General features: G+C 73.6%; 16 protein-coding genes. 5 read left to right on the forward strand and 11 right to left on the reverse strand.

Translation table 11 applies throughout. The annotated features are described in order from the left end of the window. Positions 1 to 112: 112 nt before the first annotated feature. Genes rosag_RS19915 through rosag_RS19925 form a run of 3 tightly spaced genes read right to left on the reverse strand, consistent with a single transcriptional unit; the run spans position 113 to position 3,545 of the window. Complete coding sequence (locus rosag_RS19915; protein WP_284351924.1) at positions 113 to 1,108, reverse strand: glycosyltransferase; 996 nt, start codon at positions 1,106 to 1,108, stop codon at positions 113 to 115. Beyond that, positions 1,105 to 2,436, reverse strand: a complete 1,332-nt coding sequence (locus rosag_RS19920; protein WP_284351925.1) for an oligosaccharide flippase family protein — start codon at positions 2,434 to 2,436, stop codon at positions 1,105 to 1,107. Before rosag_RS19920 ends, rosag_RS19915 begins: the two co-directional genes overlap by 4 nt. Beyond that, complete coding sequence (locus rosag_RS19925) at positions 2,433 to 3,545, reverse strand: DegT/DnrJ/EryC1/StrS family aminotransferase (protein ID WP_284351926.1); 1,113 nt, start codon at positions 3,543 to 3,545, stop codon at positions 2,433 to 2,435. The genes rosag_RS19920 and rosag_RS19925 overlap by 4 nt, the downstream gene beginning before the upstream one ends. A 218-nt stretch (positions 3,546 to 3,763) precedes the next feature. On the opposite strand from rosag_RS19925, the gene rosag_RS19930 reads away from it, so the two are divergent. Genes rosag_RS19930 through rosag_RS19950 form a run of 5 tightly spaced genes read left to right on the forward strand, consistent with a single transcriptional unit; the run spans position 3,764 to position 7,250 of the window. Beyond that, positions 3,764 to 4,756, forward strand: coding sequence for a GNAT family N-acetyltransferase (locus tag rosag_RS19930; protein WP_284351927.1), 993 nt, complete (start codon positions 3,764 to 3,766; stop codon positions 4,754 to 4,756). 10 nt (positions 4,757 to 4,766) lie between these two features. Further along, positions 4,767 to 5,453 carry an acetyltransferase gene (locus rosag_RS19935; RefSeq protein ID WP_284351928.1) on the forward strand — a complete coding sequence of 229 codons (687 nt, stop codon included), beginning with the start codon at positions 4,767 to 4,769 and terminating at the stop codon, positions 5,451 to 5,453. Beyond that, positions 5,450 to 6,376 carry a glycoside hydrolase family protein gene (locus rosag_RS19940; protein WP_284351929.1) on the forward strand — a complete coding sequence of 309 codons (927 nt, stop codon included), beginning with the start codon at positions 5,450 to 5,452 and terminating at the stop codon, positions 6,374 to 6,376. Before rosag_RS19935 ends, rosag_RS19940 begins: the two co-directional genes overlap by 4 nt. Further along, on the forward strand, positions 6,373 to 6,807 hold the full coding sequence (locus rosag_RS19945) for a sugar 3,4-ketoisomerase (protein WP_284351930.1): 435 nt from the start codon (positions 6,373 to 6,375) through the stop codon (positions 6,805 to 6,807). The genes rosag_RS19940 and rosag_RS19945 overlap by 4 nt, the downstream gene beginning before the upstream one ends. Next, entirely contained in the window at positions 6,804 to 7,250 is a 447-nt protein-coding gene (locus tag rosag_RS19950; RefSeq protein WP_284351931.1) for a sugar 3,4-ketoisomerase, read from the forward strand. The genes rosag_RS19945 and rosag_RS19950 overlap by 4 nt, the downstream gene beginning before the upstream one ends. 16 nt (positions 7,251 to 7,266) lie before the next feature. Here the strand turns inward: rosag_RS19950 and rfbA are convergent, their stop codons facing one another. From rfbA to rfbC, 8 genes are all read right to left on the reverse strand, one after another. Further along, positions 7,267 to 8,196 carry a glucose-1-phosphate thymidylyltransferase RfbA gene (gene rfbA, locus rosag_RS19955; RefSeq protein WP_284351932.1) on the reverse strand — a complete coding sequence of 310 codons (930 nt, stop codon included), beginning with the start codon at positions 8,194 to 8,196 and terminating at the stop codon, positions 7,267 to 7,269. A 26-nt stretch (positions 8,197 to 8,222) separates the two neighbouring features. After that, entirely contained in the window at positions 8,223 to 9,458 is a 1,236-nt protein-coding gene (gene hflX / locus rosag_RS19960; RefSeq protein ID WP_284351933.1) for a GTPase HflX, read from the reverse strand. A 199-nt stretch (positions 9,459 to 9,657) separates the two neighbouring features. Further along, a complete protein-coding gene (locus rosag_RS19965; protein ID WP_284351934.1) occupies positions 9,658 to 10,089 on the reverse strand; it encodes an LEA/WHy family protein in 432 nt (143 codons plus the stop codon). Positions 10,090 to 10,168: 79 nt separating this feature from the next. Beyond that, positions 10,169 to 11,617 (reverse strand): replication-associated recombination protein A, encoded by a 1,449-nt coding sequence (locus rosag_RS19970; protein WP_284351935.1) that lies wholly within the window; start codon positions 11,615 to 11,617, stop codon positions 10,169 to 10,171. Between the two features lie 14 nt (positions 11,618 to 11,631). Beyond that, a complete protein-coding gene (locus rosag_RS19975; RefSeq protein WP_284351936.1) occupies positions 11,632 to 12,351 on the reverse strand; it encodes a ZIP family metal transporter in 720 nt (239 codons plus the stop codon). Then, entirely contained in the window at positions 12,348 to 12,875 is a 528-nt protein-coding gene (locus rosag_RS19980) for a hypothetical protein (protein ID WP_284351937.1), read from the reverse strand. Before rosag_RS19980 ends, rosag_RS19975 begins: the two co-directional genes overlap by 4 nt. Continuing rightward, entirely contained in the window at positions 12,875 to 13,801 is a 927-nt protein-coding gene (gene rfbD / locus rosag_RS19985) for a dTDP-4-dehydrorhamnose reductase (protein WP_284351938.1), read from the reverse strand. Before rfbD ends, rosag_RS19980 begins: the two co-directional genes overlap by 1 nt. Beyond that, positions 13,798 to 14,388 carry a dTDP-4-dehydrorhamnose 3,5-epimerase gene (gene rfbC / locus rosag_RS19990; protein WP_284351939.1) on the reverse strand — a complete coding sequence of 197 codons (591 nt, stop codon included), beginning with the start codon at positions 14,386 to 14,388 and terminating at the stop codon, positions 13,798 to 13,800. The genes rfbD and rfbC overlap by 4 nt, the downstream gene beginning before the upstream one ends. Between the last annotated feature and the right edge of the window lie 76 nt (positions 14,389 to 14,464).

The following is a 14,464-nucleotide window of genomic DNA, read 5'->3' on the forward strand; positions in this document are numbered from 1 at the left end:
CGCGCGACTCACCGGGCGGAGGGCGCCGGGAAGCCGCGCTGACGGTGCGACGTCGCGCAATCTCGCGCGCCACGGGAGCGATGGGAAGCGCGGCGGGTGCTTCCCGCCCCGATCATGCGCCCCCGGACGCGCCTCCCGCCTCGCGCCCACGCAACGCTCGCAGCGGGCCGCTCGTGCTGGACGCCAGGCGGCCGAGCAGGTGCGCGCGGTCGAGCCGCAGCACCGTGGGCAGCACGCGCTCCCGCCACGGCGTCGCCGCGCCGCGGGCGCGCCGCCAGTCCGCGAGCGATGCCAGCAGCGCGCGCGCGAGCGCGTAGTCGCCGCGCTTGGTGGCGCCCAGCGCCCCGCCCCATAGGAGCCGCGGACGCAGCCCCGCCGCGAGCTCCGCGAGCTCCGGATGGCGGGTCTCGACCAGGTCGAGCGCCAGCAGCTGCTCGCGCACGATGCGCTCGACGCCGTTGGTGATGTTGTGCGCGTGCCGCCGGTAGCGGGCCAGCACCTCGGGCACGTACCCGACGCGGCCGTTGATCGCGGTCTCGACCCAGAACAGCCAGTCCGAGACGATGGACAGCGACGGCTCGTAGCCGTGGGGCGGGCACGCGCTGCGGCGCGCCATCGCCGACGTCCCGTTGAAGAACGCGGGCGAGAGGAAGAGCTGCTCGACCGAGCCCTCGCGGAACGGGTTCGAGCCCGGCATGTGCTGGAGGCGCAGCCGGCGCCCGCTGTCGCTGTCGAACTCCTCGACGTTCGTGTAGCAGATGACCGCGTCCGGGTTCTCGGCGAACCACGCGAGCTGCTTGCGCAGCTTGCCGGGCAGCCAGAGATCGTCGCCGGCGAAGAACGCGATGAACTCCCCACGGCAGGCGGCGAGCACGCGGTTCTGGTTGGCCGTGATCCCGGTGTTCACCGGCGACAGGAGCGGCACCACGACCCCCGGATGGCGCGCCGCGTAGTCGGCCACGATCTCGCGCGTGCCGTCGGTCGAGCCGTCGTCGCCGACGACGATCTCGAAGTCGCACCCGTCCTGCGCCAGCACCGAGTCGAGCGCGTCGGCGATGAACGCGCGGTGCTGGTAGGTCGGGAGGAAGACGGAGACGGTCGGCGTCATGACAGGGCGCCCCGGCGCCAGCGCAGCTCGAGGCGCAGCGCGAGCCCGAGGTTGACCAGCGTGCCGAGCGCGTAGGTGCCGACCGCGGACCAGGCCGCGCCGACGGCGCCGTGCGCCGGCACGAGGAGCAGGTTGGCGACGACCGCGCCGGCGCCGCACACGAGGCTCGTCGCGGAGACCTGCAGGAAGAGGCCCCGCGCGATCCACTGGCTGGCCATCACGGCGGAGACCGCGGCGCCAACGGTCGTCAGCAGCAGCAGTCGCAGGATCGGCACCGCAGGGAGGAACGCCGCCCCTCCGACCAGCCGCAGGATCAGCGGCGCGGCGATCGCGCCGACCACGCTGAGGAGCGTCGTGGCCGCGATCGCGGCCACGAGGAGCCGGCGCTGCACGGTCCACGCGGCGTCCGGCCCCAGCTCGGTCACCTTCGCGTAGCCGACGGTGCTCATCGCCGACGAGAGGAGCTGCAGCGCGACGGTGAGCTGGAGCGCGAGATGGTACTGCCCCACCTCCGCGCCGGGCCGATAGCGCGAGAGGATGAGCGTCCCCGCCTGGGCGGACAGGAACGAGGCGACCGCGGTGACGTGGAGCTGCGCCCCGCCGTGCAGCAGCCGCCGCGCGCCGGCCCAGGTGGCGCGGAACGGTCCCGCCGCCGCGTGCGCCGCGCGCAGGGCGACGTAGACCAGCACGACGTTGGCGGCCAGCAGGCCCGCGATGCCGCCCGCGGCGCCGCCGTGCAGGACCACGACCGCGACGACGGTGGCGAGGACGCTCATCCCGGCCCCCGCCAGCACGGCGCGGTTCAGCGTGTCGAGCCGTCCGAGGCCGATGAGGATGGAGCTCGCGCTCTCGATGAGCAGGAGCAGCGGGAGCCCCGCGAACGCCACCGCCAGCACGGGCCCGGGGATCGCGGTGAAGAGCGGCGGCCAACCGACGAAGAACGCGGACGCCGCCACGGCCCAGCCGACCAAGGTCGCGACCGCCGTGATCGCCAGCAGGCTGCCGACGGACTCCGCCACCCACGCGGCCGGACGCTCGCGCGCCGCGCGGTGGGCGATCACCTGCGACAGGCTGAGGTAGCCCAGCGTGCCGAACAGCGTCACCCAGCCGTAGGCGGCGGCCATGTGGCCACGGCCCACGGGCCCCAGCGCCCGCGTCGTCAGCATCGTCACCAGGAGGAGCGCGGCCATGTTCGCGCCGCGCGACGCGGCCGTCCGGGCGATCGCCCACCAGGCCGCGCGGTGCGGCGCCGGGGTCTCCCCGTCCGTCGGGCGGTGGCGCTGCCAGCGCGCCGCGACCGCCGCCGGGATCGGGCTGCGGAGGCTCACGGCCCGTCGAACGATCGCAGCGCGGCGGCCACGTGGTCGACGTCGCGCTCCGCGAGGTGCGGGCCCATGGGCAGGCTCAGCACCTCGTTCGCCAGCCGGGTCGCGAGCGGCCACGGATCGGCGTCCGTGATCGCCGGCGCGAGGGCGGCGTACGCCGCCTGGCGGTGGGGCGGCGTCGGATAGTGCACGAGCGTCTGGACGCCGTGCGCCTCCAGGTGCGCGGCCAGGCGGTCGCGGGCCGCGCTCCGCACGACGAACAGGTGCCAGACGGGCTCCGCGCCCTGGCGCACCTGCGGCAGCGCGACGGGGCCGTCGGCGAGCGCCGCCGCGTAGCGCGCCGCGACCTGGGCGCGCCGGGCGTTCCACTCGTCCAGGCGGCGCAGCTTGACCCGGAGCACGGCGGCCTGGACCTCGTCCAGGCGCGCGTTGAAGCCGGCCTCCTCGTGCACGTACTTCCGCGACGAGCCGTAGTTGGCCAGGCGCCGCACCCGGTCGGCGAGGGCGGCGTCGTCCGTCGTGATGCCGCCGGCGTCGCCGATCGCGCCGAGGTTCTTGCCCGGATAGAAGCTGAACGCCGCGGCGTGGCCCAGCGCGCCGGCACGGCGGCCCTGGTCGCGGGCGCCGTGGGCCTGGGCGGCGTCCTCCAGCACGCGCAGGCCGTGGCGCTCGGCCACCGCCATCACGCCCGTCATGTCGGCCGGCTGCCCGTAGAGGTGCACGGGGATCACGGCCTTCGTCCGCGGCGTCACCGCGTGCGCGATCGCGTCCGGATCGATCGTGTAGGTCGCCGGGTCGACCTCCACCGGGACGGGCGTCGCGCCGGCGAAGGTCACCGCCAGCCAGGTCGCGACGAAGGTGTGCGACGGGACGATCACCTCGTCGCCGGGTCCCACGTCCCACGCGCGCAGCACGAGGTGCAGCGCGTCCAGCCCGTTGCTCAGCCCCACGGTGTGACGCACGCCACAGTACTGCGCGAATTCGGCCTCGAACGCCTCCAGCAGCTGGCCGCGGATGAACCACCCGCGATCGAGGACGTCGGCGATCGCGGCGTCGATCTCGGCGCGGAGCTCGTGGTGCGGGGCCTGAAGGTCGAGGAACGGAACGCGCACGTGCACGGAGCAGGGACGGCGGGTGAGCGACGGATCGCGAGCGTCGGCGTGAGGGGCCGGATGGCGCGCGGCGGCGGCGGCACGCGTCGCCACTGTGCTCACCGGACTGCGCGATTACTATAATCGGGTCCGAACGCCCTTGCACCGCCCGCGTCCCCGAGTCGCGCGCGGGACGCCGGCACGCTGCAACGCCAGAGCCGGTACCGCGTCCGCCCCTCATGCCGATCCTCGCAGAGCCGTACTCCGACCGCTGGGCCGACGAGTGGGACGCGTTCGTCGCGGAGCGCGCGCGCAACGGCACGCTGCTCCACACGCGGCGCTTCTTCGCCCACAACGACGCCAATGCGCGGGACGATGCGTCGCTGCTCTTCCGCGACCGCGCGCGGGTGATCGGGCTGCTGCCCGCGGCGCTGCTCGGCGCCGACGGCGCGGAGGCGGTGCTGCACTCGCACCCGCGGTCCACGTACGGCGGCTTCGTGGTGGCGCCCGAGGTCGGAACGGCGGCGACGCTCGAGATGGTGGACCTCGCGCTGGCGTACGCGCGCGAGCGCGGCGCGCGGCGCGTCGTCGTGCGCAACCCGTTCCGCATCTTCCACGCGATGCCGAGCGACGAGTCGGACTACGCCCTCTGGCTGCGCGGGTTCACGGTGCTGTCGCGCGAGCTCGAGGTCGCGGTGCCGACGGGCAGCATCACACCGGGCGACGCGCTCGCGCACTTCGACGGCAAGACGCGCAACCAGGTGCGCAAGGCGCAGCGCGCGGGCGTCGTCGTGGAGGCGTCGGACGACTACGCGGCGTTCTGGCCGATGCTCGAGGAGAACCTGCGCGCGCGGCACGAGGCGCAGCCCACGCACTCGCTGGAGGCGTTCGCGCGCCTGCGCGCCTGCGTCGGCCCGGACGCCGTGCGCCTCGTGCTCGCGCAGCACGACGGGCGCGTGATCGCGGGCGCCGTCGTCCTGGTCGCGAACGCGCGCGCGCTGCACGTGCAGTACATCGCCAGCCGCGCCGACGCGCTGCATCTCTGCCCCGTCAACGCCGTGCTGCACCACCTCGTCGAGATGGCCGCCGCGGGCGGCTACCACTATCTCAACCTCGGCATGTCGACCGAGGACGCCGGCCGGCGCCCCAACCTGGGGCTGTTCGCCTTCAAGGAAGGCTTCGGCGGCCGTGGCGTGCTGCGCGAGACCCTCGCGCTCGACCTCGCGACCTGACGCTCCCTCCATGACGACGCCCCGCAAGCTGGTCCTGATCGGCGCCGGCGAGTTCGCCGAGATCGCATACGAGTACTTCACGCACGACTCGCCATACGAGGTCGTCGCGTTCGCCGTCGAGGATCGCTTCCGTGACGCCCCGTCGCTGTTCGACCTGCCGATCGTCTCGGTCGAGGACCTGGAGCGCACGCACCCGCCCGACGATCACGCCGCGTTCGTCGCGATCACCAACACGCAGCTCAACCGCGTGCGCGCGCGGCTCTACGCCGCCACGCGCGACCGCGGCTACCCGATCGCGAAGTACGTGAGCTCGCGCGCGTTCGTGTGGCGCAACGTCGAGATCGGCGAGAACAGCTTCGTCTTCGAGCACAACGTGCTCCAGTATCACGTGAAGGTCGGCAACGACGTGGTGCTCTGGAGCGGCAACCACGTCGGGCACCGCACGGTGATCCGCGACCACGTCTTCATGACGTCGCACGCCGTCATCTCGGGCTACTGCGACGTCGGCGAGTCGTCGTTCATCGGCGTCAACGCCTGCGTCGGCGACCACCTCACCATTGGCCGCGACTGCACGGTGGGCATGGGATCGGTCGTCGTGCGCGACACGGAGCCCGGCAAGGTCTACGTCGGCAATCCCGCGAAGCCGCTCGAGAAGTCGAGCTACGACACCTGGAAGGTGCCGGAGGCGCTGCGGTGAGCTGGCGCAAGATGGGGCGCATCTTCGCGCCCTCCGGCGATCTGCCGTGGGCGGCGCACTCCGCGCTCCAGCCCACGCCCCTGCTGCTGGACGCGGAGAACCGCATCCGCCTCTACCTCGGGATGCGCGACGAGGCGGGCGTGAGCCGCGTGGGCTGGATCGAGGTCGACGCCGACGACCCGTCGCGCGTGCTGGACGTCGCGACGACGCCCGCGCTGGACGTGGGCGCGCCGGGTTGCTTCGACGACAACGGCGTCGTGCCGTGCGCCGTGGTGCCGCGCGACGACGGGATCTACCTCTACTACGCGGGCTACCTGCTGCCCCGCCGCGTGCGCTTCCACGTCTTCGGCGGGCTGGCGGTGAGCCGCGACGGCGGCCGCCGCTTCGAGCGCGTGCGTCACACGCCGGTCGTCGACCGCACGGAGGACGAGCTGCTCTTCCGCGTGATCCATTCCGTGCGCTGGAACGGCCAGGCGTGGCAGGCGTGGTACGGCGGCGGCAGCGCCTTCGAGGCGCCGGACGCCGACGGCCACACGCGCGCGGTCTACAACATCCGCTACATGGAGTCGCCGGACGGGATCCACTTCCCCGACCGCGGCGAGGTGAGCATCGACGTCGCGGCCGACGAGCACCGGGTCGGGCGTCCCTTCGTGCTGCACGATCCGTCGCGCGGCTACGAGATGTGGTTCGCCGGCGCGACGCGCGCCGAGAACTACCGGCTGCGCTACGCGCGCTCGGAGGACGGACGCCGCTGGCGCATGGCGACCGACGATCTCGGGCTCGCGTGCTCGCCGGACGGCTGGGACTCCGAGATGATGTCGTATCCGGCCGTCGTGCGCCGGGGCGGGCGCTCGTACCTGTTCTACAACGGCAACGGCTACGGCCGCACGGGCGTCGGCTGGGCGCTGCGGGAGGACGGGTGAGGGCGCGCCCGCTCCGGTCGCTGCGCGAGGCGCGGCTCGTGTACCTCCCGCGGATCTCCGACCCGCGCGGCGCGCTGACGTTCGCCGAGTCGCGGCGCGGCGTGCCGTTCGGCATCCGGCGCGTGTACTGGGTCTACGACGTGCCCGGTGGCGGTGATCGCAGCGGCGGCCACGCGTACCACGAGGCCGAGGAGCTGATCATCGCGCTCTCCGGCAGCTTCGACGTGACGGTGGACGACGGGACCGACCGCCGCACCTTCACGCTCAACCGCTCGCACATCGGGCTGCACGTGCCGCCCGGCCTGTGGCGCCGCATCGGCAACTTCGCGACGAACGCCGTCTGCTTCGTCGCGGCGTCGACGCCCTACGACGCGGGCGACTACCTGCGCGACTACGAGCTGTTCCAGCGCTGGCGCGCGGGGGCACCGTGAGCCACGCGCACACGCGCCTCGACGACTGCCGCCTCGTGGACCTGGCGCGCTTCGTCTCGCCCGAGGGCTCGCTGACGCCGGTGGAGGGGGAGCGCGACGTCCCCTTCCCCATCGAGCGCGTCTACTACCTCTACGACGTCCCGGGTGGCGAGGCGCGCGGCGGACATGCCCACCGTGAGCTGCGTCAGCTCATCGTCGCGGCCAGCGGCGCGTTCGACATCCTCATCGACGACGGGCACGAGCGGCGCACGATCCGGCTCGACCGCGCGTTCCGCGGGCTGCTGCTGCCGCCGATGATCTGGCGCGAGCTGGAGAACTTCTCGTCGGGCGCCGTGTGCCTGGTGCTCGCCTCGGCCTCGTACGACGAGGCCGACTACGTCCGCGAGTACGACGCGTTCCAGCAGGACAAGCACGCCGCGCCGCCGGGCACCGCCGGCGCCTAGCGACGCCACCCGCCCGTCACGCGGTGTGCCCCTCGCGACGGCCCTCCTGCACGAGGGATCGCAGATAGGCGCCGTAGCTGCTCTTCCCGAGCCGCTCGGCGAGCCGCTCCAGCTGGTCCACGTCGATCAGCCCGAGCCGCCACGCGATCTCGTCCGGGGACGCGATGTTGAGGCCCTGCCGCTTCTCGATGGTCTGCACGAAGCTGGAGGCTTCGAGCAGCGACTCGTGCGTGCCGGTGTCGAGCCACGCGGTCCCGCGGCTGAGCAGCTCCATGCGCAGCTGGCCGCGGCGCAGGTACTCGACGTTCACGTCGGTGATCTCGTACTCGCCGCGCGCCGACGGCTTGAGCGCGGCCGCGATCTCGCTCACCTGCGCGTCGTAGAAGTAGAGCCCCGTCACGGCCCAGTGGGACTTCGGCTGCGCCGGCTTCTCCTCGATGCCGAGCACGCGACCGTCGGCCGCGATCTCCGCGACGCCATACCGCTCGGGATCGCGCACGCGATAGCCGAAGATCGTCGCGCCGACGGCCGTCGCGGAGGCGCGCTGCAGCTGGTCGATCATCCCGCTGCCGTAGAAGATGTTGTCGCCGAGGATCAGCGCGGATGGATCGCCACACAGGAAGTCGCGGCCGATGACGAACGCCTGCGCCAGCCCGTTCGGCTCCGCCTGCTCAGCGTACGAGAACGAGACGCCCCACTGCGAGCCGTCGCCGAGCAGGTGTCGGAAGCGCGGCAGGTCGTACGGCGTCGAGATCAGGAGGATCTCCCGGATCCCCGCCAGCAGCAGCGTGGACAGCGGGAAGTAGATCATCGGCTTGTCGTAGACCGGGAGCAGCTGCTTGCTGACCGCGAGCGTCAGCGGGTGCAGGCGCGAGCCCGCGCCACCGGCCAGGATGATGCCCTTCCGCGGGCGCGCGAGGGCGCCCGACGCGGAATCGGTGTGCATGAAGGACGTGCGAGGGGATCGGCGCGTCAGCTCGCGCGGTAGGCCGCGAGCTCCGGCATCAGCCAGTTGGGAATGCGCGCCGTGACCCGCAGCGCGCCATCGTCCGACGCCACGTCCACGACGTCGGCCATCTTGTACAGGCGCGCCAGGAGCGACCCGTCCTCCGCGGGCAGCGTCAGCGCCACCAGCGGGAACGCATCCTCCGCCCGCGCGCGCAGCGCCGCCCGCAGCGCGAGCAGCCCGTCCGCCTGCAGCGCCGACACGAACACCGCGTCGATCCCCTCGCCGGCGGCGCGCGCGCGCAGCGCCTCGACGCTCTCGGGATCGAGCGCGTCGATCTTGTTGAACACGTACAGCACGGGGCGCTCCTGCGCGCCGATCTCCGCCAGCACCTCCTCGACGACCTCGCGCTGCTCCTCCCAGCTCGGGTGGCTCGCGTCGATGACGTGCAGCAGGAGGTCCGCTTCGCGCGTCTCCTCCAGCGTCGCGCGGAACGACGCCACGAGGTCGTGCGGCAGCTTGCGGATGAAGCCGACCGTGTCGGTCACCAGCACGCGGTAGCCCTCGCCCAGCGTGGTCTCGCGCGTCAGCGGATCGAGCGTCGCGAACAGGCGGTCCTCGACGAAGACGTCCGCGGCGCCCGAGAGCCCGCGCAGGATCGACGACTTGCCCGCGTTCGTGTAGCCCACGAGCGCCGCCCGGAACTCGCGCCGGCGCGACGCCCGCTGCACCTCGCGGGAGCGCAGCACGTCGGCCAGCCGCTCCTTGAGGATCTTGATGCGGTGGTTGATCAGCCGCCGGTCCGTCTCCAGCTGCGTCTCGCCGGGACCGCGCATGCCGATGCCGCCGCGGAACTTCTCGAGGTGCGTCCACATGCGCGTGAGGCGCGGCAGCAGGTACTCCAGCTGCGCCAGCTCCACCTGCATCTTCGCCTCGTTCGTCCGCGCGCGCGTGGCGAAGATGTCGAGGATCACCTCCGCGCGGTCCATCACGCGGACGTTGAGCGCCTGCTCGATGTTGCGGCCCTGTGCGGGCGAGAGCTCGTCGTCGAACAGCACGAGCGTCGCCTCGCGGCTCGCCGCGAGCTGCTTCAGCTCCTCGATCTTGCCCTTGCCCAGGTAGGTGCCCGGGTGCGGCCGGTCGAGCTGCTGGGTGAGCGAGCCGACCACCTCCGCGCCCGCGGTGTCGGCCAGGCGGGCGAGCTCCTGGAGGTGCTCCTCCACGAGGTGGCGGTCCGACGAGCGCTTGAGCGGGGCGCCCACCAGCAGGGCGCGCTCGACGGGCGGGACGAGATCGATCAGGTCGCGTGCGATGGGAGGTTCCTCACGGAAAGGTGGCCGGGCCGCGTTCGCGGCCCTCCGAATGCTGCTACGCGAGCGGCGCCCGCCGCAAGCGAGGCTCGCGGGGGCGCCGGCCGGCGACGATCGCGTCGGGCGGCGGCGAGCCGCCCCGACGGGAGGCTCAGCGGGTGCCGCTGAGGGCCGAGAAGCGGCCCGTGCCCGAGTACGGCCGGGTAAAGCTGCCGAGCGGCGTCTTCACCGTCACGTCGCCGAGGACGCGGTAGTTCACGCTGCCGGACTGGATGAGCTGCCGGCCCGCGGCGCCCAGCCCCGCGTACGTGAACGAGACCGGCAGGCGCACGAGCGAGGAGTCGTTCTCCTGCACCACGAACTGCTGGTCCAGCGCGCCCGTCCCGACCTGGATCGAGTCGACCTGCAGCTGGTAGGTCAGCCGCGTCGCGTCGAGCTTGAACCCGTTCGGGTTGTAGACGCTGAGCACGACGTCCAGGCTGCCGCCGGAGAGGCCGAGGCCCTTCACCTCGACGTTCCGGAAGTTCACGATGGGCTCCTTGAACACGCCGCGGCCCAGCGTCGCACAGGCCGCGGTGGTCACGGCGAGAAGCGTGGCGGCGACTGCTCCGACGAATCGACTGCGCATGTGTGGATCCTCCGCGGGCGCGGAGCCCGCGCCGTCAGTGGTCCCCGCCGCCGCCCGTGGCGCTGTCGCCCGTCGCGTCGTCCGAAGACCGGTCCGTCCCCTCGGGAGGTCGCGCCGCGTCGTCGGCCGGGGACACGCGGCGGCGCCGCTCCTCCCACCAGGCCAGCCGTTTGGCGATCTCCCGCTCGTAGCCGAAGGGTCCGGGCTCGTAGAAGGCCGTCCCCCGCAGCTCCTCGGGCAGGTACTCTTGCGGGATGTATGCCTCGGGGGAGGCGTGCGCGTACTGGTACCCCTCGTGGTACCCCAGTTCCTTCATCAGCGTCGTCGGCGCGTTGCGGATGTGCAGCGGAACGGGAGCCGCCGGCGTCTGCTGGGCCGCCTCCAGCGCGGCGTGCAGCGCCATGTACGACCGGTTCGACTTGGGCGCGGTCGCGAGGTAGATCGTGAGCTGCGACAGCGGGAGGTAGCCCTCCGGCGCACCGAGCATGTGATACGCGTCACGCGCGGCGATCGCCAGCTTCAGCGCCTCCGGATCCGCCAGCCCGATGTCCTCCGACGCCATCGCGATCGCGCGCCGGAAGATCGTCATCGGGTCCTCGCCGCCCTCGATCATGCGCGCCATCCAATACAGCGCGCCCTGCGGGTCGCTGCCGCGCAGCGACTTGTGGTACGCGGAGAGCACGTTGAAGTGCTCCTCGCCGGTCTTGTCGTAGCGCGGGACGCGGCGCTGCAGCGCCTCCTGCACCGCGGTGGCCGTGAGCCGTCCGCCGGTGCCGATCGCCTCGGCCGCCGCCTCCAGCACCGTCAGTGCACGGCGCGCGTCGCCGTCCACGAGCCGCGCGAGGAGCGCGATCGCCGCGTCGTCCGCGGTGATGCCCTGCGTCCCCAGGCCGCGCTCCGCGTCGGTGAGCGCGCGGCGCACGAGCAGCTCCAGGTCGTCCGTCGACAGCGGCTCCAGCACGAACACGCGCGTGCGCGACAGCAGCGCGCCGACGATCTCGAACGATGGGTTCTCCGTCGTCGCCCCGACCAGCGTCACCGTCCCGCTCTCGACGTGCGGCAGGAAGGCGTCCTGCTGGCCGCGGTTGAAGCGGTGGATCTCGTCGACGAAGAGGATCGTCCCCCGCCCCTCCGTGTCCCACCGCTCCGCCGCCTCGGCGACGATCTCGCGCACGCGCGGCACGCCCTCGGTGACCGCCGAGAAGGGGACGAACGCGCGGTCGGTGGTGTTGGCGATCAGCCGCGCCAGCGTCGTCTTCCCGGTGCCCGGCGGCCCCCAGAAGATCATCGAGCCGACGCGCCCCTGCTCGATCGCCTCGCGCAGCGGGCGGCCCGGCGCGAGCAGGTGCTGCTGCCCGACGTACTCGTCGAGCGTGCGCGGGCGCATGCGCGCGGCGAGCGGCGCGCCCGAAGCCTCGCGCTCGCGCCGCGCGGCGGCGAACAGCGTGTCCTGCGCCTTCGTCCGGCTGCGCTTCGCGCCCATGGTACCCGTCCCGCTCAGTGTCCGCCGATGAGCGCCCGCGCCGCGAAGTACAGCGCGCTGCCGGCGAAGAACGCCGTCGGCAGCTGCCAGCCGCGCTTCGACTGGAACTCGGGCACGAGGTTGCACGCCGCGACGTACAGCGTCACGCCCCCCGAGAGCGCGAGCCCCACGTCGCCGACCAGCTTCGTCGACTCCGCCACCAGCACGCCCACCAGCGTCGCGGCGCCCAGCAGCGCCGCGGCGCCCAGCGCGCGCGCGCGGCCCAGCCCCGAGGCGAGGAAGAGGCTCGAGATCGCGAGCCCCTCGGGCAGCTTGTGCAGGAAGATCGCCGTCGAGAGCAGCACGCCCAGCTCGCGGCTGACCGCGAAGCCGCTCGCGATCGCGACGCCGTCCACGAACGTGTGCAGCAGCAGTCCCACCAGCGCCGACGCGCTCACCACCGGCGTGACGTGGTGCGTCTCCTCGCCGAAGTGGAAGTGCCGCGCGAACACGTGCTGCGTGAGGTGCACGAGCAGGAAGCCGATGACCGCGACGACCGCGGCGCGCCGCCCCCCCTGCTCGATCGCCTCGGGCAGCACGTCGGCCAGCGCGACGGCGATCATGAAGCCCGCGGAGAGCGCGACCATCGTCTCCAGCGACCGCACGCTCCACCGACGCCGCGACGTCACCGCCGCGGCGCCCGCCATGTTCGCCAGCGCCGCGATGACCGCGAACCCGAAGGCCGCCGCGTTCACTGCGCGCCCAGCCCCAGCCGCTCGGCGGTCGCGCCCAGCGCGTCGGTGAGCTCGGGCGCGGGCCCCAGCTCGTCGGGGCGCAGCCGCCACGCCTCGGGCGCGGGCGTGACCGTCTCGACGAGCCCCTTCCCCTGCAGGATGTAGAGCCAGCGGTCGGTGCGCGCGAACACGTACAGCTCGAGGTCCGGCGTCAGCGTCAGCTGGTCCTCGCTCGTGTAGACCGCGAGCTCGACGCCGCCGTAGACCGCGAGCGGCACCTTCAGCCGCGCGATCGCCTCGCGCACGTCGGGCAGCCCGACGTCGACGCCCTTCCACACGCGCCCGTCGCGCACGTCCTCCAGCGCGACGTCGACCGCCGGCGGCAGGTGCTCCGCGAGCGCGTGCAGCAGGTCCACGGCGCGCTCGGCGTTCGCCGCGACGCGCGCCTCGTAGTGGTCGCCCTGGCGCGTGAACGTGAAGTCGTCCGCGCCCGAGCGGAACCGACGCCACACGGAGGGCGCGGGCTGGCGGCCGCGGAAGAGCATCAGGAGGGCTCCGGAACGAGAGTGAGGGCGGGGCCGAGCCGTGCGTCGAGCACGCGCTCGAGCTGCGACTGCCACGACTCGGCGACGAGGCCGAAGGTGCGCGCGGCCAGCGACGTGTCGAGCACCGAGTACGCCGGCCGCGTGGTCGGCGACGCGTACTCCGCCGTGGTGATGCACTCCACCGGTGGGACGCGCACCCCGCGGCGCGCCGCGCCCGCGAAGATCGCGCGCGCGAACTCGCACCACGTCGTCGCGCCGGCGGCGGCCACGTGGTACAGTCCCCACGCGCCGCTCGGCTCCGCGCCCTGCAGCAGGCGCGCCGTCGCGTCGGCGATGAAGGCGCTGCTGGTCGGCGCACCGCGCTGGTCGCCCACGACGCGCACGGGCGCGGCGTCCTCGCGCTGCGCGAGCCGCAGCATCGTCGCCAGGAAGTTGCGGCCGTGCGCGCCGTACACCCAGCTGGTGCGCAGCACGAGCGCACGCGCCCCGCTGCTGAGCACCGCCCGCTCGCCCGCGAGCTTCGACGCGCCGTAGGCGTTCAGCGGCGCGGTCGCGGCCCGCTCGGCGTACGGCTCGCGCGCCGCGCCATCGAACACGTAGTCGGTCGAGTAGTGCACGAGCGGCACGTCCAGGCGCGCCGCCTCCGCCGCCAGCACGCCCGGCGCGTCGCCGTTGATCGCTTGCGCCAGCGCCGGCTCGCGCTCCGCCTGGTCGACCGCGGTGTACGCGGCAGCGTTCACGATCGCGCGGGGCGCCACGTCGCGCACCGTGCGCCGCAGCGCGTCGGCGTCGGCGAGGTCGAGCTCCGCGTGCGGCGGGGCGACGATCGCGCCGCGCGGCGCCAGCGCGCGCCGCAGCTCCGTGCCCACCTGCCCGCCGCCGCCGAGCAGCAGCACCGCCGGCCGCCCGGCCGATCGCTCGCTCACGCCAGCGCCCCGACCCCTCGGTCCGCCCGCACGTCGTACTGCGGCAGCCGCTCGGCCGGCACGTCGCGCAGCCGCGGCGCCGCCGCGTCGCGCGGCGACAGGCGCGGCGCCGCGCCCGTGGGCCACGGGATGCCGAGGTCGGGATCGTCCCAGGCGATCGTCAGCTCGCTCTCGGGATGGTAGGGCGCGGTGACCTTGTACGTGACGAGCGCCTCGTCGCCGACCACCATGAAGCCGTGCGCGAACCCCTCGGGCACCCACAGCTGTCGCGCGTTGTCGGCCGAGAGCCGCTCGGCGCACCAGCGCCCGAACGTCGGCGAGCCGCGGCGCACGTCCACCGCGACGTCGAAGATCTCGCCGCGCAGCACCGAGATCAGCTTCCCCTGGCCGTGCGGGAACTGCAGGTGCAGGCCGCGCACGACGCCGCCGGTCGAGTAGGAGACGTTGTCCTGCACGAAGCGGTCGGGCAGGCCCCACGCGGCGTAGCGCTCGGCGCTCCAGCTCTCGAAGAACTGCCCGCGCTCGTCGCGCACGACGCGCGGCGTGACGAGCACCACCTCGGGCAGCTCGGTCGCGACGGCGCTCATGCGCGCGCGCTCCGCGTGCGGCGGATCGCGATCCGGCGTCGCGGCGAGACGTCGACCGACTGCGCGGCCGTACCGG

This window comes from Roseisolibacter agri (assembly GCF_030159095.1).
GTDB lineage: Bacteria > Gemmatimonadota > Gemmatimonadetes > Gemmatimonadales > Gemmatimonadaceae > Roseisolibacter > Roseisolibacter agri.